Here is a 21,309-nt window from a genome sequence, read left to right as displayed (position 1 = left end):
GTTAAAACACCTGACTGGCACTGAGCCAAAAACGATTCAAATAGTAGGTGCCATCTGAATCATTGCCGTTGCTGGCACCTGGGTTGCTGCCTATTCTGCGGGCCCAAGTGACACGCCATTGTGACTGACCCCATTTGTTCGGATAGGAAGCGCCCAACCACAGCCCCAAGCCTTGCAATGCGTAACTGCTGGAATTTTTTTCTTTGGTCACATTCCCAAGGTCATAAAAAGCGCTGAATTTATAGGCTTGGTTGTTCCAATCTAAGTCGCGCTGAAGTTCGATGGTCATCAAACTGGCTTGTGTACCGTTGGCTTCACCCGAAGGGTAGGCGCGTACCGCACCAGAACCACCGATATTGAATTTTTCAGAACTGTCCAAGGTTCTGTTAGCCCATTGGCGTTGGTAGGAGGTCAGCAACATGTATTGGGTATCTACTTTTTGTTTGCGATTGAGATTCAACCGCCATTTGGTGTAATACCCTTCGGTGCTGACGCCTGCCGTTTCGTTGTTGACGAAGCCACGCGCAACCTGCACATTGGTATTGTTCTCACCCCCGCCCATCCACAAGTCTTGGTGGGTGGCTTGCCAACTCGCTGACAGCGAATCGAGTTGGTATCGGGTGGTTGCAATGCTGCTATGGTTGGTGAACTTTTTATGGTCACCATTCAATACCAAATCACTGCTGAAATTGCGTACACGTACCAAGGGTTGGCTGACATAAGCATTCACACCAGTAGAAGGCCCGTGTAAATCCAAGGCGTCATAAGTGCTGTTGATCACGGTGTATTTCGTGAACTCTGTACCTAGTCCCCAACGCGCTCCGCCATAACCCATGGGTTCGCTGTAGCCCAATCGCAAGTAATCCAAGCCTTCACTGTGCAGGTATTGTGCGTTGGTCGCATCCCCTCGGCCAAGCAGTCCGTAATGGTTGTATTGAGAGCTGAACCTGTAAACACCGGTGTAAGTGGAACCTGTGTTGTCAACAGAGACTTGTCCATCGTAGGTTTTTTTATCTTGCACTTGAATCAACGCCAGGGTTTCTCCTTCGTCTGTACCGGTGCTTAACCGAACACTGGCTTGCACTCCGGGTATTTCCTTGAGCAACATGGTTGCTTTGTCCATCTGGGGTAAACGCACTGGCGTATTTTTGGGCTGGACAGTGTCAACCAGTTTCACCAAAAAATCGTGTGGGAGTTTGGTGCTTTCAGGCGTTTCCATGCGGGACCCAGCAAACCGTCCTTCGGTGATTGTCATGGTGACCACACCTTCGGTCAGGTCTTGCGGCAATAAGTCAACCCTGGCCAGCACGCCATCGTCCTGGTAAAGATTGGCTACCGCTTCGGCGGCTTGTTGCAGGTCGTTCAAGTCTTTGATCGAGGAAAATTTTCGAGTCAGCATTTTGCTCAAGGTGGTGCTGCTGTAAATCGTGTTTCCTTCAAAATGGAATCGCTTGAATTTGAACTGGTTGCTGCTGTCGCCCACAGGTGAATCAGCAGGTAAATTTTTTCCGTCTGTTTTTTCAACCGTCTGAGCTTTCTCAGGTGGTGAAGGTTTTTGGGGTGTTGCTGCAGTCGGCGTTGAGGGAGTTTTATCCTGTTGGCCAGACTGTTCTGTTTGATCAAGGGGTTTTTCTACAGGTTTGCTGGCCTTTGCTTTGGGTGCAGGTAGGGCTGGAAATTGAACCCAATCAGAGGCATTGTTGGGTTCTGGCCGTGGCTGGGGTTTGCTTGGGGTTTGTTCGTTGGTGTTGGTTGCTGCAGGTGATTCGCGGTTGTCCAATGCCTTTATCGGGCGTGCAGGAAAACGAATCCAATCGTCTTTGGGAAAAGCTGCGGCAGTGTTTTCTAGTTTAGAAGCCGTGAGGGGGCTGACTTGCGCATACGCTTGCATGAGGCAGGCGCTCGCAAGGTAAGCACTGATCCATGCAACTAGCCGCACGAAGTGGTGTACCTTTTTTGTTTTTTGAATACTTTTGCAATCTAAAACCATTTAGATTTTCCCGTCTAGCCCAAACCATTTCACATTCAAGGTATCGGCACGGGTAGGTTTAAATTAAATTTATATGCTCATCGTTATGAATTCCAAGACATTCGCGTCATTACATCGATGGCATCGATGCGGTAAACGCATGGGCTATGCAGGTCAGTGCGTCAATGCTGCGTACACCAGGTTACTGATCTCATTGAGTCTTTGCGAATGCCAAGGTTCAGGCACACGCGAGTTGGTCAAGTAAGCAAACGAGATACCACTGTGGGGGTCAGCCCAGCAATAAGAGGTTCCTACTCCTCCATGTCCGAAAGCATTGGATGGGGCTTTGCTACCCAGTCCGCGAATCTCCTTGGTCGTTCCCCGCAAATGGGGTCCCAGTCCTCTGTGCATGGGCATGCCCATGAACTCGTCGACCCGCTCAGCCGTATGGTTTTGAATCGCATAGGCCAGCGTGTTTGAAGACAATAATTGCACCCCGTTTAAAGCGCCATGACCCAGCATCATTTGATACAAAGCCGCCATGCCGCGTGCGGTTCCGTAAGCACCGCCACCGGGCACACCTGCGATCTGCCAATGACGGTTGGTGCTTTCGTCGCGCAAGCGCTGTCCCAACGGGGCATTCACATCAGGCTCATACAGATAAGCCAAACGGTGCAGTTGCGCCTCAGGCAGGCCCATGAACAAATCGTCCGCCAAACCCAATGGCTCAATCACCAGCTGTTGAACCACTTCTCGAAAATCCTTGCCAGTGATAGCCTCTGCCACCATCGCCAATACCCAATGGGCGCTCAGTCCGTGGTAATGCACACGCGACCCTGGTTCCCATTGCAAATGAAAATCACATACGGCTTGCAGAATGCGTACATGGTCTTGCCACACAGCCGCAGGAACCTCTGCGTCCGGAAAACCCGCTTGGTGCGTGATGAGTTGAAGCAGCGTGATGTCTTGTTTGCCATGCGCGGCAAACCCTGGCAGATGATCAGCCACGCGGTCGCTGAAACGCAATAAGCCTTGGTCATTCAATACCCACAACGCGGTGGCCATCAGTATTTTGGTGTTCGAGTACAGCAACCAGACATGCCGGTTGTCAGCTGCTATTGCCTGCTCGTCCAAGGGCTGACCGCAACCTGTGCGAGACAAACCAAAGCTATGGTTCACCAGCAATTGGCCGCGCCAAGCCAATGCGATTTGGCAACCGGGATACCGTTGATCATCGATATGCGACTTGATCAGCGAAAAAAGTGGTTCAAGTCTGTCGGGATCGATGGGGCCGGTTTGTGTAGGTGCCTGTGTGAGCGGAAATGACATGGTCTGTCTCCATGAAATGACATGCAGTTTTGATGTGAATGGGAATAGGCCCAATGACTGAGTGATGTCATGCGGCCTTGGCTTGGGCTTTCAAAACCAAACCTCTGTAAACCGCAGAATGCGCCGGCGTGGGTACACCTAGTTGTAAACCCAACTGGTGCATACGTCCTGACAACCAAGGCAACTCCAATGGTTTGCCACGTTCCAGATCTTCCGACATGGAAGAGCGAAAAGACGGCGGTGCTGCTTGCAAAGTTTGCATGTATTCCTGTGCAATACCGGGGCGAACTGATTGACCGTGCGCCAATGCAACAGCAACAGATTCATCTATTAACTGTTGCATGAATGCCGTGGATTCTGGGTGACTGAAGATTTCGCCAACGCGCGCTCGCAACAAACTGGTACATCCTGAAAACGCAGCCAATCCCATGAATTTTTCCCAGATGATGGTTTCAATGTCATCAATCAAAGAGATATCCAGCCCCGTGCAACGCGTACCCCAATCGCCGAACTCTTGCATCACTGGGTCGTTGTTTGACTTGTCTGCTACGACACGGTGAAAGCCGCCCGGACTCTTGATCACACCTGGACTGTCTATGACAGCAGATACGTAAATCACACCGCCTAAGACTTTGGCTGTGGGCAATTCATGCTTGATCATGGCCACACTGTCGATGCCGTTTTGCAATGTCAACACGCGGGTGTGGTCAGTCACGACCGAACGCAAGGCTTGCGCGGCAGTCGCCGTGTCTGTGAGTTTGACAGCAAACACCACCAAATCCATACCGCCAATGGAGGAGGGATCATCGGTCGCCTTGATCTTTGTCAATGCCAAGTCTTTGCCAGGCATCTGAATATGAAGACCTTGTTGTTGCATGGCGACTAAATGTGCGCCCCGTGCGATGAATGTGACATCTGCGCCGGCAGCTTGCAATCTTGCACCGACATATGCGCCTACCGCCCCCGAACCCATGATGGCTATCTTCATTGTTATCTCCTTGGCTCATATCTTAGCCAGCCAACACGGAACACTTGATGGACGGTCAGTTTTGTTGACCAGGATCAACCCCAGCGACATGCTCTTAAACGGTACATTGCCATCCTGACTTATCATGTCATGGTTTTCCGGTGCCCGCCATGAAACAGGGAGTCTAATTGTGAAGAAGTTGTTGTTAAGCCTGTTGTCCGCAGTGATAGCTGTCGCCCCCTTGTCTGCGGTGACCAAGGACGTGCCTGCGGCACCTGAAGTTCTTCCGCAAGAGGTCTATAAACAGCCAGTTGCTGGCCTTTCCGCCAAGGAAATGCAAAAATTTTTGAAAGGCGAAAAGGTATTCACCAATTTTTGGATGGCCGTGAACAACCCGGTTATTCCTTTGGTTTGGGATTTATCGCAAACCGGCCCAGCAGGTGGTGAATGGGGATTGGGGCCGATGTTCATGGCCACCAATTGCGCGGGTTGTCATTTGAACGCTGGGCGCGGGCGGGCCTTGGATGCCAATGGATTGCGTGTATTTCAGCAACTGTTGCGTTTGTCGGTTCCTGGTCAAGATCCTCATGGCGGACCGAAACCTGATCCCAATTACGGCCTGGACATACAAATGTTTGACATGGTCACACGCACTGACCCTGATGCCAGAGCAGGCGAGGCTGAGGTTTATGTCGATTGGGTCAACAGCCAATTTACTTTTCCCGATGGCACTGAAATTGAATTGCGCAAACCCAGTGTGCGCATTGAGAACCTCAATTTCGGACCACTGCCCGACAACCTGATGACGTCCCTGAGGAACACGCAAGCGATCTTGGGCATGGGTTACTTAGAAGCGGTCAGTGAAAAAGACATATTGAAATTGGCCGACAAGCAAAAATCCATGGGGTTGAATGGTCACCCCAATTACGTGCGCGACGATATCAATAAAAAAACATCTTTAGGGCGTTTTGGCTGGAAGGCCAATCAACCCAGCATCAGACAGCAAATTGCCGCGGCTTTTCACAACGACATAGGTGTGACATCGGCCATTTACCCCGAACAAAATTGCACGCCAGTTCAAAAGGATTGTCTGGCTGCCATCAAAGGTGATAAACCTGAATTGCGCCCCGAATTATGGGACTCCATCACCTTCTGGTCGCAAGCCTTGGATGTGCCGCCACAACGCAACAAGGAATCGGCTGAATTCAAGAATGGAGAAAAATTGTTCGAATCAGCAGGTTGTTCAAATTGTCATGTGCCGGAGTTGCGCACTGGCAAGTACGCTGCCGTTCCTCAGTTATCTAACAAATTGATCAGACCGTATACGGATTTGTTGTTGCACGACATGGGCCCGGAATTGGCCGACAACCGCCCTGACTTCAAAGCCAGTGGTTCTGAATGGCGCACACCGCCTTTGTGGGGTGTGGGTTTGTCTACACAGGTGAATGCAAGCAACTCTTTTTTGCATGACGGTCGTGCGAGAAACCTGCTGGAAGCCATTGTGTGGCATGGCGGAGAAGCCAAATCAGCCAAAGACAAATTCATTGCATTCACCTTGAAGCAAAGAGATGACTTGATTTACTTTCTGTCGTCTATTTGATTGTTCAAACATATTCGGGTTTGCCAAAGCGCCCGAATCTCAATAGCAATGCTGGCAGTATGAGCAAATTCAGCACGGTTGATGTCAACAATCCGCCCACAATGATGCAAGCCATCGGACCTTCAATTTCACGCCCTGGTTCTCCACTGCCTATGACCAATGGCAGCAATCCTAAGGCGGTTACGATAGCGGTCATCAAGATCGATGGCAGGCGTTCTGATGCGCCTTGGATGGCCGTCTCTAAACCCCAAGACAATCCTTCTACTTCGACCAGCTGCTTGTAACAAGAGACCAGCATGATGGTATTGCGCAAAGTGATGCCAAACAAAGTGATGAAACCGACCAAAGAGCCTATGGATAACCACCCGCTGGTCAGCATCACCGCCATCACGCCACCGATCAATGCAAAGGGTAGATTAAGCAAAGTGATCAAAAGGTTACGCAGATTGCCCAAGGCTAAATACAACAGCAGCATCACACCCGCCATCGCCAAAGCAGCGTGCGTCAATAATTCATGACGCGCATGGTTTAAAGCCACTGCATCACCCGCGATGTCCACATAGTTGCCATGACTCAATCCTGTTTGAGTAATCACTTCTTTGACCTCATTGACAAATGAAGGCAAGTCACGGCCACTGATATTGCAGGTGATGGTTTGAACCCGTTTTCCATCTTTGTGCAAAATTTTGCTGCGGCCATTGCTTTCGCGAATATCGGCTACATCGGACAGGGAAAACCAGCCCCCATCAGCCAAAGGAAAACGGAATTGATGGATGCGGTGCAGGGCAGAACGCTGGGAATTGTCAGCAATCGCCACCAATGGAATCGCCTGTCCCTCACGTATCACTTGACCGACTTCTATGCCGCCATAAAAAGTGCGAACCAAGTCCAGCACGTCAGTCGTGTGCAATCCCTTTTGAGCAATGCGTTTAGGGTCTAGCATGAACTCTAGTTGAGGTGTGCCAGGCTGCGACTGGGCACTGACGTCGCGAGCACCTGGGACAGTGGAGATGGCTTGCGCCAGCACCTTGGCATCGCGGTCCAGTAAATCCAAATCTTGACCATAAATTTCAATGACCAATTCAGCAGCGAAACCAGACACGGTTTCTTCAATACGTTCAGCTAAAAATGTATTGATGCCAAAAGTCACGCCAGGAAACGGTGCTACGCCTGGTTTACCTTCAACGCTGGTGAGTTTTTTTCGAATAGTCTCGAGCACATATTTTTGTTCACTTGCGGGCAATGGACCTATCTCTACTTCTATTTCGCTGTAATGCATGCCGAAGGTGTCTGCGCCGTTTTGTGCGCGGCCCACCCACTGGGTGACGGATTTGACACGGTCTACGCTTTGAATCGCTTGTATGACTTTTTCTCCTAAACGCAAAGACTCGGTTTCAGAGGTGCCCGGCAAAGCCGTCATATGAACAATGTAATGGCCTTCGCGCAACTCGGGTACAAACTCTATGCGGAATAAGGGTATGGCAGCCAAACCTAACAAGACCGTGATCAGGGTTGAAAAAACCACTGCTTGCGCTGAGCCTTCTATGCCACGCAGCAATCTTTCATAACGTTGCTTGAGCCAATGCACAATGGGTGGATCACTGGTACGAAAAGGAATGCCTCGATTGAGCAACAAGTAGCACAAGGCGGGTGTGACAGACAGGGCCACCAGCAGTGAAGCCAACAAGGCATAAATATAAGTCAGCGCCAAAGGTTGGAACATTCGACCTGCCACCCCTGACAAAAAAAGCATGGGCATGAATACCAGCACCACAATCAACGTGGCATAGATGACTGAGCTTCTGACCTCTAGCGACGCGTTGAGTACTACCCGCCAATCAGAACGGGGATTTCCGCGTTCGCGGTTTTCACGCAGACGGCGAAAAATATTTTCAACGTCAATGATGGCATCGTCCACCACTTCACCCAATGCAATCACCAAACCACCCAGCACCATGATGTTCAAAGACACGCCTTGGTGCACCAGCACAATCACCGAGGCCAGCAGGGAAAGTGGGATGGCAATGGCCGATATCAAAGCGGCGCGGGCATTGAACAAGAATAAAAAAAGCACGGCAATCACCAAAGCCGAACCGATCAAAATGTCGCGTTCGATATTGCCTATGGATGTTTCTATGAAACCTGCGGGCCTGAACAAATCTTTGTGAACGGTGAGCCCTTCGCGTTTGAGCATGGGTTCGAGTTGTGCCAGTCGTTCTTCAATGCGTAAGGTGGTTTCAAATGTATTGGCGCCGAGCTGACCTTGCACCATCAAAAACACACCAGGCTTGCCGTTGACACTGGCGGCACTGATAGAAGGAGCAGGTGCTTCCATGATGGTTGCCACGTCACGCAAGTGCAGCACTTGTCCCCCACGCACCACCAGCGTGGCATGCGCCAGTTGTTCAATATGGTCGATCTGACCGTCGGCAGAGACGATCACCCGCTGGTTGCGGCCTTCAACAAAACCTCCCGGTCGCAGACCACTGGCGCGTCGTGTGGCTTCGATCACCTCGGCTACCGTCACCCCGTGTCGAAGGAGTGCATCGGTGTCAAATTGCACCTGCCACTGACGTACTTTGCCGCCGAATACGTTCACATCGGCCACACCAGTGGCACCTAGCAAGTGCGGTTTGACGGTGTATTCAGCGATGTCATGCAAATCCATCAGATCGCGTTTGTCCGAGGTCAAGCCTATGCCCAGCACCGAACTGGCAGACGAGGTCAAGGGTGTGATGTTTGGCGCAGCAACGCCTAGAGGCAAATGGTTGCTCAACGTGGTCAGCTTTTCACTGACCAGTTGGCGGTTGCGGTACAAGTCGCTGTCGTCACCGAACACCACAGTGACAATGGAGAGGCCGGGGATAGACTGGCTGCGCATATGGGCGACACCGACCGTACCGAACATGGCCGATTCAATGTGTCGTGTCACCAGCGATTCAACCAACTCTGCGGAAAACCCGGGTGCTTCGGTTTGTATCACCACTTGCGGTGGGGCAAATTCCGGAAACACATCCAGTTTGGCTATGCGGGTCGAATAAATACCATAGGCCAATAACATGAGTGCAAGCACCAACACCACGGTCGGATGGCGAATAGAAAAACGAATGAGTTTGACCAGCATGTGCGGCTAGTCCTTGTTCTCGTTTTTAATTTGAAAACGGAATTCTTCAGAAAGTAAAAGCTGAGCGCCGTTGGTGACCACAGCATCATTGACTTCAAACGCATCGGTAAAAAAGCCTTCTCCTTGGGGTCGGTCAACCGGCAGCGCCATGCGTTCAAACCTGTCGGTATCAGTTTTCACATACACCCAGGTGTTTCCTGCGAATCGAATCATGGCCGTTGTGGGAACCCAGACCCCTTTTTGCAGTTTGCCTTGTTGGGAAAGTACCCTGACACGAGTACCTGCACCCGCGCCGCTAGGCGCTGTGGTTAAAAGCCAGTTTTCACCTTGCAAGCCTGGTACTGATTGCGTGGCGCGACCCACCAGCGTGGCCGCAGCGCCCTCAGAATGTTCGGTATTGGAAACATCCACACGCCAAAGCTTTTGTTGTGGACGGGAGCCAAACGGCATGGCGAATTGAACGACTTCCAGTTGATGGTTGATGGCACGAGCGACCAGTCCGTCCTTATCACCTAATCGGTCGGCGAAAGCCTCGCCCCATTGCATACGAACGCCGTCTATCACTGAGCGTTGCTCAGCCTGCAAAGCAATATCGTGTTGTTCGTCTGACACCAAGGCGGCGCGTGCGGCCTCCAAGTCTCGCTTGGATGCATTGCGGCCATCGTCATAGAGTCCTTGTATGCGAGCTAATTCATTGCGGCGTTGCTGTAACTGAGATTGTGAACCGCTGAGTTGAGCGGACAGACTTAAAAAGCGTTGCTTGGCTTCTACCAAGGCTCGCAAATCCAGCACCATGCCGGTGAATTTTTGCGAGGCTGCATAAGTGGCTTGCTTCAACGGTTCGGCTGTGATGCCAGCCAGTTTTTGCGCTTCTTCTTCAATCACCACCACATTGGCTTGCGCGGGAGGGCGCTCGATGGCAGTGATCTTGTCATCGTCCTCGTGTGCACGCTGAAACTCGTCTCTGCCCATCCAGGCCAACGCCCATACCAGTAACAGAATGACCAGCGATAACAAAAGAATCAGTTTATTTTTCCAGGGTTTATCCAATATACATTCCCCAAGTTTTAATGAGAGTCAATCGTGGTGATAGGAGACTGCACTGCCAATTCCAGACTCCATTGCGCCCGCAAGAGCGAAGTCCGTGCATCAAAGACTGTACGCTCGGCCTGCAACTGCAGACTTCGCGCATCAATGAGAGCCAATGCATCCACATTGCCTGCATCAAATTGGGCAAGGCTTAGTTGTACTTGAGATTGAGCTGCTTTCAGCGCAACCAAGGCAACCCTCAGCGGTTCGGCAAGAGCGATTGCGTTCAATCGCAAACGCTCGACCTCGCTGATGATTTCTGACTGCTTGGCCAACACCGCAGCACCTTGCGCAGTTCGGTTTGCCTCAGCTGCTTCGATGGCGGCTATGTTGCGGTTGAGTAATGCAGCGGGTAATCCAAATGAAAATTGCCATACCGTGTCGCCCTGGCTCCACAACAAACCAGGGCCGAGTCGCAGACTGGGGTATTGTTTGGCGACTTGCAATTTCAATTCAGCTTCGGCCATACCATATTGAATAAGTTGTCGTGCAAAAGCCAATTGATTTTTCAAAGCAAGCTGGCGTGCTGTGACCGAATCTGGAATGACGGGTAACAAGCATTCTGCGATGCGCATGTTGTTCAAGGATTCAAAGGGAACCGCGAGCGATGTAGCCAATTGAGCTTGAGCAGAAATGTGGGCTGCGTCTGCCTCAGCCGATTCGCGTTTGGCATCTTGCAAACGTTGCGCCGTGAGTTGTACTTCTAACGCACTAGCGACACCATACCGTTCTCGCACGGCGACACTTCGTTCTCTATCGATGGCCAACTGCAGTCCTTGAACAGCCAATTGTTGACGCTCCAACGCTACTTGCCGCTCTATCAGTGCGGCACCCATTGCAGAGTACAAACGCCAAGCGGTGTCGCCAGCGCTCCATTTGACTTCCTGCGACTCCCTGTTAGCAGCTTCAGCCAGAGCCGTTTGCACCGATCCGTCGACCAACTCCCATTGCAGTCCTGCGCCTATTGCCCAAGGTGAATTTTTGCCATCGCTGGTTTGACTGTGGTGTTCCATCGTCGTGGTGAGCTCGGGTGTGGAAGGTTTTAATCCCGCTTGTATGCGTGCAAGTGAGGCAATCACTTTGGCGCGGGCAGCGCGTTGCTCTGGATGGATATTTAGCAAAGCAGTCGTCAATTTTTCTTTGGTCCAGACAATATCTGGCCAACCTGCGGTGTCATGTCCGTTGGCTGTCAACGCTGCTTGTACTTGGCGGTCGTCGATACGGCGGGCGCTATCAAGTTCAGCAGCCTTGGGCAGATCCAATGGGGCAGGGGTGTAATGACGCCAAGCGCAACCCGAGAGGACCGCCAGCATAAGCAGCCCCTTCAAGTAAGCGCTAAAGTATGTATTCATGACAGGCAGTGCGGTTATGCGTGAAATAAAGCTGGTGGTTAGGACAGCTTGCATCATAAGCATGTGTGCAGTAAAGAATTTACGGTGATCAATCCCCGCAACTATCCAGTCACGTACCCCATTTGATGGGGCAACCACAAGACAATTTGTGGAAACAAGGTCATCGCCACGAGCAGCGCCAACAGCATCACCAGAAACAACCAGCCTTCGCGCACCATGGCCATGATGGGAATGCCAGTCAACGCCTTGGTGACAAACAGCAACATGCCAAACGGCGGGTGTATCAATCCAATCATCATGTTCAGTACCACCAGCACACCGAAATGCACCTTGTCTATGCCCAACAAGTCGACCGCGGGCAACAGCATGGGTACAAACACCAGCAGCAGCACCGACACATCCAGAAAACAGCCCAGCACCAGAAAGAGTGCGTTGACCATGAACAAAAACGCCACGGGTTGCAATTGCTGTTGCTCTACCCACAATGCCAAAGCCTGTGGCACGCCTTCAGCTGTGAACGCGTATTGCAACATGAAAGAACCCGCCAAGATGATGGTGATGACGGCACTGGCACGCGACGACTCGATCACTACATCCCAAAACGCTCGCCAACTCAGCGCTTTGAAAACAAAGGCGGATAACACCAAGGCATGCAGTGCAGCCACTGCTGCGGCTTCGGTCGGTGTGAACACGCCTGAGTAAATACCCCCAAGTAAAACCACTGGCAGCGACAACGGCGCTGCCCCGCGCCACACAATGCCTAGCCATTCACTTCGTGCAATAGGTTCGTCACGCGGCATATGGCGCTTGGTGGCAATGATGTGTACGGTCAACATCATCAATAGGGTCATCAACACGCCGGGCATCACACCACCTAAAAACAATGCACCGACTGAAGAACCTGACACCAGCGCATAAATCACCATGGGGATGGATGGCGGAATCATGGGCCCCAGTGTCGCGCTGGCCACCACCACTGCGCCTGCAAACCCTGGTGTGTACTCTGGCTTTTTCAGCATTTGCCGGATAGTGACCAGCCCAGGCCCGGCCGCGTCTGCCAATGCACTGCCGCTCATACCGGAAAACACCACGCTCACCAATATGTCAACTTGCGCCAACCCGCCGCGCATACGGCCCACCAAAATGCGGCAGAAATCAAAGATGCGTTCGCTGACTGTTCCCGCATTCATCAGATTGGCTGCAAAAACAAACAGGGGCACTGCCAGTAGCACATAGCTGTTGTACAAACCTTGGCCCACTTGTTCGATCACCAGCGCCATGTCCTGACCCTTGACAGCCAGATATGCCGCACCAGACATCCACATGGCAAAGCCTATAGGCAAGCCCAATAACATGCCGACCACCACCACGGCAATCATGGTTAACAAAGCCAGCGTCATAAGCCTTCTTTCACAACCCGCACCATTTGCCATATGCCGCGCAACACCAGCATGACCAGCAATACCAGCAGCGGCAAAAATACCCAAAACAAGGGCAAACCCAACACGGCAGTGGCTTCGCGCTGCATGAACAGCACATAATCCCAACTCGCAGGCAATGCTTGCAGGGCCAGACCGCCTAACAGTACTTGACCTAGGGTTTGCAGCCACAAACGCGGCTTATCGGAAAGCCGTGCGATGAGTATGTCCACTGACACATGCGAAGCCGCAGGCACCATGAAAGCGCAAGCCCAGAAGATGCTCCAGATGTAAAGCACCACGGCGATTTCATCGGTCCAGGGCAAGGGTTGATTGAATAAAAAACGCGCACCTATTTGCAATATGAACACAGCAAACAAAGCCAGAAACAATGCACCGCCTATGTGGTCCAGCCAACGCTTGAATGTTTGCATATATCAGCGCACCGCTTGTATGCGTTCGAGCAAACCAGGTGGCCAGCTTTTTCCAATGTCAGACGTTTTATAACTGTTGTTGACATGAAGGCGAAACGCCGCCAAGTCGGGTGTACTGATACCCAAGCCTTGTTGTTTTAAAAAATCGAGTACTTGGGCTTCTTCTTGCAAGCGGTTACCGTTGTTATAGCTGGCAGCAGCTTGCGCGGCCTGTTGCACTTTAAATTGGAGCGCGGGTTTCATACCATCCCAAGTTTTTTGGCTGATGGCAATAAACAATGCATCAACCAAATGCCCGGTCATCACCACTTGTCGACTGACCTCGTAAAAACGCGCGGCGCGTACCGTGGGCAGCGGGTTGTCTTGTGCATCAATGGTGCCGGTTTTCAAACCCATGTACACCTCGCCGAACGACAGCGGAGTGGCCGTAGCGCCGAGTGATTCACCCAGAAACAACCATTCTTTAGCAGCTGGCATGCGCAGCTTGATGCCCTTGAGGTCGGCTGGTGTTTTCACGATGCGTGGCTCGCGCAGCACCAACTGACGTGTGCCCAAATAGGCAGTGGCCAGTACCTTGATGCCCATGCGCTCGGACACTTGTTTAAAGCCTTCTTCCCCTATGGGGCCGTTGAATACTTTTTGCTGGTGCGCTACATCACGAATGACATAACCGGCGGTGAACACTGAAAAATAAGGTACTTGTCGCGATAAATCGGCGGCCGACAAGGTGCTGAGCTCTAAATTACCGCGTGCCATGGCAGCTGGCTCCGCAGCTTGTTTGAACAAACTGCTGTTGAGGTAAATCTGTACATCACATTCACCTGGAGCGCTTTTATCCAGATTTTCTTTGAATACGGTCCACATTTTGGCGTGCCAGTCCTGTGGCACGGCGGGGCTGGAAATGCGCAATAAGGTTTTGTTCTGCGCCCAAGCGTTGTGGGGCAGTGCAAAGACTAGCAAGCCGCAGAGCAGGGCGCGGGGCGCGAGGCGAAAAAATAATCCATTCATAGGGAGATTTTGACATTGAAGCGTTGTGATGCCCGATTTGGCGAGAATCAATGTCAGGCGAAAATCGTTGAAACCACATAGGTAGCGTTCATGAAATCATATGGTTATGTATCTTTTGCAACTGTCATCTGCTTGGCTGGCTTCTCTCCTTGGGCATACGCAGACGAATTGTCAGCGCATGGCATTGGCTTACCTGGTCAAAAGTCGCAAGTCAATCGCACAGTCAAGATTGAAATGCGCGACAACATGCGGTTTTCACCCGACAAAATCAAAGTCAAACAAGGCGACACCATTCGCTTCGTTATAAGCAATGCGGGAGCTTTAAAACACGAGTTTGTCTTGGGTACCAAGCCTTCGCTCCAATCGCACAATGCATTCATGCAAAAACATGAAGGCATGGATCATGCCGCCCCGTCTATGGTGACCGTCATGCCTGGACAATCAGCTGAAATTATTTGGAAATTCACCAACAGCGCAAGAGTGCTTTTTGCCTGTTTGCAACCGGGACATTTTGTGGCTGGAATGCAAGGAAGCGTGACGGTTGTCGCAGATCGGTATTCCCCTCACACAGACAATTCATCTGCACCTCTTACGCCGCCAGATGAACAGCATGAACACATGCATCACTGAGATGAACTCTGCAACTTTAGACTCGATTCCGTTGTTCCCCTTGTCTCACGGTGTGTTTCCAGACGGCATGCTTCAGTTACAAATATTTGAAGTGAGGTATTTGGATTTGATCAAGCGCTGCCATCGTGAGCAAAAGCCTTTTGGCGTGACTTGGCTCAAAAACGGCAGCGAGGTTCAATTGCCTGGTGATCAACCTGACATGCAAAGCCACGGTTGTCTGGCGCATATCCGTGAGTTTGAACAGGTGCAACCCGCATTGCTGCGTATCATTTGTCAGGGCGGTTTGAGATTTCAATTGCATGAAATAGAACGTGGCCCCTATGGCGTGTGGCTGGGCAAAGTAGCCTATCTGGCGCAAGACGAACCGGTTCCCATCCCTGTTGATTGGCAAGCGCATGCGGATCGTTTGGGCGCTTGGATTGCGACAGCGCAAAAAAAAGGCCTGCAAAACAGGCTGCCTTTGTTTGCACCTTACTCTTTGGATGAGTGCGGTTGGGTAGCCAACCGGTTTGCCGAAGTGCTGCCTACACCGGTTGAACAAAAGATGGATTGGCTGATGCAAAACGACCCCTTGGCGCGATTGGCATCAGTCGCTGCTTTTTTGGCTGAAGAATGATTCCTGTGGGTAATTAGGCCATAGGGGGCTGTTCACTTGGTGCCAAAAATCCGGTCACCCGCGTCTCCCAGTCCAGGCAATATGTAACCATGCTCATTGAGTTGCCTGTCAATAGCTGCGGTATATATATGCACATCCGGATGCGCAGAGCGCATGTTTTGTATACCCTCTGGGCAAGCCAACAAGCATAAAAATTTGATCGATTTCGGTTGGGTTTGTTTCAAGCGAGTGATGGCTGCTACCGCTGAATTGCCTGTGGCTAACATAGGGTCCACCACAATGGCATCGCGTTCATGCATGTTTTGCGGTACTTTGAAAAAATATTCCACCGACTCCAGCGTATCCGGGTTTCTGTACAAGCCTATATGACCAACGCGTGCACCGGGCACGATGTTGAGCATGCCATCCAAAATGCCTGTTCCCGCACGCAATATGCTGATAATGGCTAATTTCTTTCCATCAATGGTGGGTGCCATCATGGTTTCCATCGGTGTTTCTATTTCGATATAGCTGACCTCCATGTCGCGCGTGACCTCATAGGCCATCAACATCGAGAGTTCGTTCAGTAAGGTGCGAAAGCTGTTGGTGCTGGCATCTTTTCTTCGCATCAAGGTCAATTTGTGCTGAACCAAGGGGTGGTCTATCCAGTGGACAAAGTTGTCGTGAGTCATGGCTTGTGTTTGAAATAGTTCGACCTATTTTCTACCTAAATTTGTTTGGTGCTCATGAATATTTGTGCACTGAGAATGTGCTTTGAATTAGTGGTTTTCCCTTGGTTTGCACGAAAAAAAGGCATTTTAAAAAAAATAATGCACACATTGGATGCAATTCGGATTATCTTTGTATGCAATCAGCCATTTCAGCAATGGCACCCGTTTTGCTAAGGTAATTGCATGTCAAGTTCACAAAATCCCACCAATAACAAGCTTGAGTTGATTGCTTTATCCAAGCATTACAGCGCAACCAGCATCGCTGTTGACAGCATAGACCTGACAGTACCCACCAACCACTACTGTTGTTTGCTGGGTCCTTCGGGTTGTGGCAAAACATCCACCTTGCGTATGGTGGCCGGGCATGAGACAGTGACTTCGGGTGACATTATTTTAGGTGGTCACAACATCACAGATGCCACCGCCGCCCATCGTGGCACCGCCATGATGTTTCAGAGTTACGCCTTATTCCCTCATTTGAACTCGCTCGACAACGTGGCTTTTAGTTTGAAGATGCGAGGCTTTGCCAAGGCTGAAAGACACCAACGTGCCATGGCTTTGCTCGAGCGCGTCGCTATGTCTCCATACGCGCAACGCTTTCCCGCCGAACTCTCAGGCGGTCAGCAGCAGCGCATTGCACTCGCGCGCGCACTGATCACCCAGCCGCGTGTGTTGCTGCTCGATGAGCCCTTGTCAGCGCTGGATCCTTTTTTGCGTATCCAAATGCGTGCCGAATTGCGTCATTGGCAAAAAGAGTTGGGTCTGACATTCATCCATGTCACGCATTCGCAGGAAGAGGCGATGGCACTGGCTGACACCATGGTGGTGATGAACCACGGTCGCATTGAGCAATCTGGCAGCCCGCAACAAGTGTTCAGTCAACCAGCATCCGAATTCGTGGCCCGTTTCATGGGCGGCCATAACATTCTGAAGACATCAGCAGGCTTGGTGGCTGTGCGCAGCGACAAAATCGCCGTCCTTGAGGGTGGCTCTACGTCAGAAAAACCCTCACTGAGTGCGACTTTGATTGACATCGAATACCAAGGCAGTTTCAGTTTGTTGTCTTTCAAGCCACAAAGCGATTCCAATGAACCGGTCAGTGTCATGCTGCAAGAGCATCAGGTCAATCATGCGTGGACCGCTGGCCATACTTACCAATTGCAATGGGCAGAGGCCGACAGTCACCTGTTGGGCCCAGGCTTATCTCCTCGACGTTCCCCTATCGCCGCCTGACGATCTCAGGTAATTCACTTTGAAGGAAGACCATGAAAGAAGAGAAACCGCCTGTTGAATCACTAGCGACAGACCGCCGCAAGGTACTTAAAGGTACGGCAGCCATTTTGGCCAGTGGTATTTTTCCAGCGATTCATGCCGAGGAAAAAATCGTGTTGCGCTACTTGGGCACTGCGGTAAACCAAGATAAAAAAATCGCTGAAAAATTCAAGGCTGACACTGGTATCGAAATTCAATATGTGGCTGTGACGACTGACGACGTCACCAAACGCGCTGTCACCGCGCCCAATTCATTCGACCTCATCGATACCGAATACTTCTCGTTGAAGAAAATCGTGCCAACGGGCAATTTGCTGGGCATTGATACCAAACGGATTAAAAACGCAGACAAGATCACCACTTTGTTCACCAAAGGTGAAGTAGCAGGTAAAAAAGTGGGCGACCAAGGCACCGCGCCCAAGAAAGTCATGTATTTGGACAAACCAGACAGCAAGACTTTCTCCGCCACACCTACGCAGTACATGACACTGATTCCTACGGTTTACAACGCAGACACATTGGGTATTCGTCCTGACCTGATCAAGCGCCCGATCAACTCTTGGGCCGAATTGCTCAACCCAGAGTTCAAAGGCAAGGCAGCTATTTTGAATATTCCTTCGATTGGCATCATGGATGCGGCCATGGTGGTTGAAGCCAAGGGTATTTACAAATACCCCGATAAAGGCAATATGACCAAGGCGGAAATTGATCTGACCATCAAAACCTTGATCGAAGCCAAAAAAGCCGGTCAATTCCGTGCCCTGTGGAAAGACTTTAACGAGTCCGTCAACCTGATGGCATCTGGTGAAGTTGTCATTCAATCCATGTGGTCGCCAGCCGTGACCGCGGTTCGCACCAAAGGGATTGCCTGTACCTTCCAACCTTTGAAAGAGGGATACCGCGCATGGGCAGCAGGTTTTGGTGTGCCCAAGTCTGTCACGGGCAAGAAAGCTGACGGCGTGTACGAGTTCATTAACTGGTTCCTCGACGGTTGGGCGGGCGCTTACCTGAACCGCCAAGGTTATTACAGCGCTGTGCTGGATACCGCTAAAGCCAAAATGGAAGCCTATGAATGGGCTTACTGGATGGAAGGCAAAGCAGCCGCGCAAGACATCAAGTCTCCGAACGGCGATTTGTTGGCCAAGGCCGGCAGTATCCGTGACGGTGGTAGCTATGAAACCCGCATGGGTGGCATTGCCTGCTGGAACGCAGTGATGGACGAGAACGAATACATGGTCAAGAAATGGAACGAGTTCGTCGCTGCTTGACAAACGATTGACCCATGACGACACAGCAAAACACCCAGAACTCAGTCGCACCGCTGCGCATTTCAGCGGGGTGGCAGGCTACGCCTTATTCGATGGTGTTTTTGCTGTTCTTTTTGATTCCCTTGGGGCTGATTCTCATGGTCAGCTTCTGGGAATTCAATGAATATGAAATGATTCCCACATTCACTTGGCACAGCTACATCAGCATATTTGAAGGCTGCACCCAGTTGAATGAATACGGAGATACTTGCGTCACGCTAAAAACTTATGGATCTACCATTCGCATCAGTTTGATTGTGTGGTTCATTACCTTGATACTCGGTTTCTCTGTCGCCTATTTCTTGGCGTTTTGTGTCCGTACCACTGCCATGCAAACCATGTTGTTTGTGTTGTGCACTGTGCCATTTTGGACCTCTAACGTCATTCGCATGATTTCTTGGATTCCACTGCTGGGTAGAAACGGCTTGGTCAATCAGTCGCTGGTTGGTATGGGTTTGGTGGACCAGCCTGTGGAGTGGCTGTTGTTTTCCGAATTTTCCGTCGTTCTGGCATTTGTACATTTGTACACCATGTTCATGATTGTGCCCATATTTAACTCCATGATGCGCATTGACCGATCTTTGATTGAGGCCGCCACAGACAACGGCGCCACCGCTTGGCAGACCTTGTGGAATGTCATCATTCCGCTGTCACGCACCGGCATCATCATTGGCAGTATTTTCGTCATCACCATTGTCATGGGCGACTTCGTCACCATTGGTGTCATGGGCGGTCAGCAGATCGCCTCTGTTGGCAAAATCATTCAGGTGCAAACTTCATTCTTGCAATTTCCGCTGGCTGCTGCCAATGCCGTCATCTTGCTGTTGGTGGTGTTGATGATCATTTGGGGATTGACCCGTTTGGTTGATATCCGCAAGGAACTCTGAGCATGGCAAACCAAAACTTTGAACCCAAACGACCTGCCGGTTATGTCGGTCTGCTTACCGTGTTTGTGCTTTTCGTGATTTTTTTATACGGCCCCATGGCCACCATTTTTATTCTCAGTTTTCAAGGACCTGACGGCGGCTTAACTTTTCCTTTGCAAGGTGTGTCACTGCACTGGTTTTACAAACTCGCTGAAGGTCTGGGGGTGGTCGATATCGGCGCTGCGCTCAAACGTTCCCTGGTACTGGGTTTGGTGGTCATGTCCTTGACCATGGTCATGTCTGTGTTGGCTGGATTGGCTTTTCGTAAAAAACTGCGCGGCGGCAATGCACTTTTTTATGTCACTGTCGCCAGTTTAATCATGCCATCTATCATTGTGTCACTGGGCATAGGTTTACAGTTCCGACTGCTTGATAGCGCGTTGAAGTGGTGCTTTGAGTATTTCGCCATGACCGGCATGCTTGATACTTTTGGCACATCATTGGGTTTGTACAGTTCGGCCCTAGGTGCTCATCTGACCTGGACCTTGCCTTTCGGTTTGCTCATCATGTTTGCCGTGTTCAATCGTTTCAACCCGGCTTATGAAGAAGCTGCCCAAGATTTGGGCGCTACGCATTGGCAGACTTTTAAGCATGTGGTTTTTCCTCTGATTGCACCTTCTGTGGTGGGCGTAGGCATGTTTGGATTCACACTCAGCTGGGATGAAATTGCGCGTACTTCACAGGCCATTGGTGACGTGAACACGCTGCCCTTGGAATTGCAGGGTCTGACCACTACCGTGACCAATCCCGCTATTTATGCTTTGGGCAGTATCACCACCATGGTGTCATTCTTGGTCATTGGTCTGACCATGCTAGCTGTGAAATTATTGAGTAAGCGCCGCACATGAGTGACACGGTTTTGCAATCACCGGGCATATGGAGTGACCAAGCCATGTACCAGCGGATTGTTGAATCTGTGTTGGATCACAGATTGCCGCCTGGCACCCGTTTGACTGAGGACAAGTTGAGCAGCCTTTTCGGCGTGTCACGCACCCGAATCAAACCCATTCTGGTTCGTCTGGCCAATGAGAAAATCGTCACGCTCACACACAATCGTGGCGCTTCAGTGTCTAATCCCTCCCGTCAAGAATCCATAGAGGTGTTTGAAACCCGACGCCTGATTGAGCCCGTGCTGTTGAAACGTTTCATGGAAAGAGCGCAAGCAGAAGATATCGCTTACTTATCCAACAATATCTCGCAAGATAGACAGGCTCAAGAGCAAGGCCACCGACACCGCGCTATTGGTTTGACAGGTGAATTTCATTTGTATATCGCCAGTCACGCCCAGCACGATACGCTTAACCGTTTGATGCATGAGTTGGTCACGCGCACATGTCTCATACTGATGGCCTGGGGTTCAAAGGACAAGGTATTGCGCAAAGAACATGCAGCCTGCGGTTGCCAAGAGCACAGACAACTGCTTGATGCGATTCGTTTGCGCGATGTGAAAATTGCTCAGGAGTTGATGGTTGCCCATTTGCATACTATCGAAAGCCAATTGAATTTTTCGCCAGTTACTGAAAATGAGTTTGAAATAGAACAACTTTTGCAGGATTGA

The 21,309-nt window shown here is 50.9% G+C and carries 18 protein-coding genes; 8 read left to right on the top strand and 10 right to left on the bottom strand.

Going from position 1 to position 21,309, the window contains the following annotated elements; all coding sequences use genetic code 11:
- Position 1 precedes the first annotated feature (1 nt).
- The 3 genes from AC9UG7_RS06110 to AC9UG7_RS06100 form a co-directional block, all read right to left on the bottom strand.
- Complete coding sequence (locus AC9UG7_RS06110; RefSeq protein ID WP_509585623.1) at positions 2 to 1,939, bottom strand: ShlB/FhaC/HecB family hemolysin secretion/activation protein; 1,938 nt, start codon at positions 1,937 to 1,939, stop codon at positions 2 to 4.
- Between the two features lie 204 nt (positions 1,940 to 2,143).
- Positions 2,144 to 3,298 carry a serine hydrolase domain-containing protein gene (locus tag AC9UG7_RS06105; protein ID WP_509585620.1) on the bottom strand — a complete coding sequence of 385 codons (1,155 nt, stop codon included), beginning with the start codon at positions 3,296 to 3,298 and terminating at the stop codon, positions 2,144 to 2,146.
- A gap of 67 nt (positions 3,299 to 3,365) precedes the next feature.
- Entirely contained in the window at positions 3,366 to 4,286 is a 921-nt protein-coding gene (locus AC9UG7_RS06100; RefSeq protein ID WP_509585617.1) for a ketopantoate reductase family protein, read from the bottom strand.
- A 169-nt stretch (positions 4,287 to 4,455) separates the two neighbouring features.
- Here AC9UG7_RS06100 and AC9UG7_RS06095 point away from each other — a divergent pair, with 169 nt between their 5' ends.
- Positions 4,456 to 5,865 carry a di-heme oxidoreductase family protein gene (locus AC9UG7_RS06095; protein WP_509585615.1) on the top strand — a complete coding sequence of 470 codons (1,410 nt, stop codon included), beginning with the start codon at positions 4,456 to 4,458 and terminating at the stop codon, positions 5,863 to 5,865.
- 4 nt (positions 5,866 to 5,869) lie between these two features.
- Here the strand turns inward: AC9UG7_RS06095 and AC9UG7_RS06090 are convergent, their stop codons facing one another.
- The 6 genes from AC9UG7_RS06090 to AC9UG7_RS06065 all read right to left on the bottom strand — a co-directional run bounded on the left by AC9UG7_RS06090 (position 5,870) and on the right by AC9UG7_RS06065 (position 14,290).
- Positions 5,870 to 8,989, bottom strand: coding sequence for an efflux RND transporter permease subunit (locus tag AC9UG7_RS06090; protein WP_509585612.1), 3,120 nt, complete (start codon positions 8,987 to 8,989; stop codon positions 5,870 to 5,872).
- Between the two features lie 6 nt (positions 8,990 to 8,995).
- Complete coding sequence (locus tag AC9UG7_RS06085; RefSeq protein WP_509585609.1) at positions 8,996 to 10,039, bottom strand: efflux RND transporter periplasmic adaptor subunit; 1,044 nt, start codon at positions 10,037 to 10,039, stop codon at positions 8,996 to 8,998.
- Positions 10,040 to 10,056: 17 nt separating this feature from the next.
- Positions 10,057 to 11,430, bottom strand: a complete 1,374-nt coding sequence (locus AC9UG7_RS06080) for a TolC family protein (protein ID WP_509585606.1) — start codon at positions 11,428 to 11,430, stop codon at positions 10,057 to 10,059.
- Between the two features lie 101 nt (positions 11,431 to 11,531).
- Complete coding sequence (locus tag AC9UG7_RS06075) at positions 11,532 to 12,830, bottom strand: TRAP transporter large permease (protein WP_509585603.1); 1,299 nt, start codon at positions 12,828 to 12,830, stop codon at positions 11,532 to 11,534.
- Positions 12,827 to 13,282, bottom strand: coding sequence for a TRAP transporter small permease (locus AC9UG7_RS06070; protein WP_509585600.1), 456 nt, complete (start codon positions 13,280 to 13,282; stop codon positions 12,827 to 12,829). The genes AC9UG7_RS06075 and AC9UG7_RS06070 overlap by 4 nt, the downstream gene beginning before the upstream one ends.
- 3 nt (positions 13,283 to 13,285) lie before the next feature.
- A complete protein-coding gene (locus tag AC9UG7_RS06065) occupies positions 13,286 to 14,290 on the bottom strand; it encodes a sialic acid TRAP transporter substrate-binding protein SiaP (protein WP_509585598.1) in 1,005 nt (334 codons plus the stop codon).
- 90 nt (positions 14,291 to 14,380) lie between these two features.
- On the opposite strand from AC9UG7_RS06065, the gene AC9UG7_RS06060 reads away from it, so the two are divergent.
- Both AC9UG7_RS06060 and AC9UG7_RS06055 read left to right on the top strand, forming a co-directional pair.
- The gene (locus AC9UG7_RS06060; protein ID WP_509585595.1) at positions 14,381 to 14,920 is read left to right on the top strand and encodes a cupredoxin domain-containing protein; all 540 of its coding nucleotides are present in this window, start codon (positions 14,381 to 14,383) and stop codon (positions 14,918 to 14,920) included.
- Positions 14,901 to 15,536, top strand: a complete 636-nt coding sequence (locus AC9UG7_RS06055; RefSeq protein ID WP_509585592.1) for an LON peptidase substrate-binding domain-containing protein — start codon at positions 14,901 to 14,903, stop codon at positions 15,534 to 15,536. The genes AC9UG7_RS06060 and AC9UG7_RS06055 overlap by 20 nt, the downstream gene beginning before the upstream one ends.
- A gap of 32 nt (positions 15,537 to 15,568) precedes the next feature.
- On the opposite strand, the gene upp is transcribed toward AC9UG7_RS06055, so the two are convergent.
- Entirely contained in the window at positions 15,569 to 16,207 is a 639-nt protein-coding gene (gene upp, locus AC9UG7_RS06050) for a uracil phosphoribosyltransferase (protein WP_509585589.1), read from the bottom strand.
- Between the two features lie 222 nt (positions 16,208 to 16,429).
- On the opposite strand from upp, the gene AC9UG7_RS06045 reads away from it, so the two are divergent.
- From AC9UG7_RS06045 to AC9UG7_RS06025, 5 genes are read left to right on the top strand one after another with little or no spacing between them, the layout of a single operon-like run.
- Positions 16,430 to 17,479, top strand: coding sequence for an ABC transporter ATP-binding protein (locus AC9UG7_RS06045; protein ID WP_509585586.1), 1,050 nt, complete (start codon positions 16,430 to 16,432; stop codon positions 17,477 to 17,479).
- 32 nt (positions 17,480 to 17,511) lie between these two features.
- A complete protein-coding gene (locus AC9UG7_RS06040; RefSeq protein WP_509585583.1) occupies positions 17,512 to 18,786 on the top strand; it encodes an ABC transporter substrate-binding protein in 1,275 nt (424 codons plus the stop codon).
- A 14-nt stretch (positions 18,787 to 18,800) separates the two neighbouring features.
- Positions 18,801 to 19,712: an ABC transporter permease gene (locus AC9UG7_RS06035; RefSeq protein WP_509585581.1), complete on the top strand. Its 912-nt coding sequence runs from the start codon at positions 18,801 to 18,803 to the stop codon at positions 19,710 to 19,712.
- 2 nt (positions 19,713 to 19,714) lie between these two features.
- Entirely contained in the window at positions 19,715 to 20,599 is an 885-nt protein-coding gene (locus AC9UG7_RS06030) for an ABC transporter permease (RefSeq protein ID WP_509585579.1), read from the top strand.
- Entirely contained in the window at positions 20,596 to 21,309 is a 714-nt protein-coding gene (locus tag AC9UG7_RS06025) for a GntR family transcriptional regulator (RefSeq protein ID WP_509585576.1), read from the top strand. Before AC9UG7_RS06030 ends, AC9UG7_RS06025 begins: the two co-directional genes overlap by 4 nt.

The sequence above is a fragment of the Limnohabitans sp. genome (genome assembly GCF_046052765.1).
In the GTDB taxonomy this organism is placed as follows: domain Bacteria; phylum Pseudomonadota; class Gammaproteobacteria; order Burkholderiales; family Burkholderiaceae_C; genus Limnohabitans.
Note: the sequence above shows the minus strand (reverse complement) of the source record. Positions and strands in the feature narration are given on the sequence as shown.

Excerpts from the sequence above, each read along its gene's own strand:
- AC9UG7_RS06105 (WP_509585620.1), bottom strand. The coding sequence starts at position 3,298 with ATGTCATTTCCGCTCACACAGGCACCTACACAAACCGGCCCCATCGAT.
- AC9UG7_RS06100 (WP_509585617.1), bottom strand. The coding sequence starts at position 4,286 with ATGAAGATAGCCATCATGGGTTCGGGGGCGGTAGGCGCATATGTCGGT.
- AC9UG7_RS06090 (WP_509585612.1), bottom strand. The coding sequence starts at position 8,989 with ATGCTGGTCAAACTCATTCGTTTTTCTATTCGCCATCCGACCGTGGTG.
- AC9UG7_RS06080 (WP_509585606.1), bottom strand. The coding sequence starts at position 11,430 with ATGAATACATACTTTAGCGCTTACTTGAAGGGGCTGCTTATGCTGGCG.
- AC9UG7_RS06075 (WP_509585603.1), bottom strand. The coding sequence starts at position 12,830 with ATGACGCTGGCTTTGTTAACCATGATTGCCGTGGTGGTGGTCGGCATG.
- AC9UG7_RS06070 (WP_509585600.1), bottom strand. The coding sequence starts at position 13,282 with ATGCAAACATTCAAGCGTTGGCTGGACCACATAGGCGGTGCATTGTTT.
- AC9UG7_RS06065 (WP_509585598.1), bottom strand. The coding sequence starts at position 14,290 with ATGAATGGATTATTTTTTCGCCTCGCGCCCCGCGCCCTGCTCTGCGGC.
- AC9UG7_RS06060 (WP_509585595.1), top strand. The coding sequence starts at position 14,381 with ATGAAATCATATGGTTATGTATCTTTTGCAACTGTCATCTGCTTGGCT.
- AC9UG7_RS06055 (WP_509585592.1), top strand. The coding sequence starts at position 14,901 with ATGAACACATGCATCACTGAGATGAACTCTGCAACTTTAGACTCGATT.
- upp (WP_509585589.1), bottom strand. The coding sequence starts at position 16,207 with ATGACTCACGACAACTTTGTCCACTGGATAGACCACCCCTTGGTTCAG.
- AC9UG7_RS06045 (WP_509585586.1), top strand. The coding sequence starts at position 16,430 with ATGTCAAGTTCACAAAATCCCACCAATAACAAGCTTGAGTTGATTGCT.
- AC9UG7_RS06040 (WP_509585583.1), top strand. The coding sequence starts at position 17,512 with ATGAAAGAAGAGAAACCGCCTGTTGAATCACTAGCGACAGACCGCCGC.
- AC9UG7_RS06035 (WP_509585581.1), top strand. The coding sequence starts at position 18,801 with ATGACGACACAGCAAAACACCCAGAACTCAGTCGCACCGCTGCGCATT.
- AC9UG7_RS06030 (WP_509585579.1), top strand. The coding sequence starts at position 19,715 with ATGGCAAACCAAAACTTTGAACCCAAACGACCTGCCGGTTATGTCGGT.
- AC9UG7_RS06025 (WP_509585576.1), top strand. The coding sequence starts at position 20,596 with ATGAGTGACACGGTTTTGCAATCACCGGGCATATGGAGTGACCAAGCC.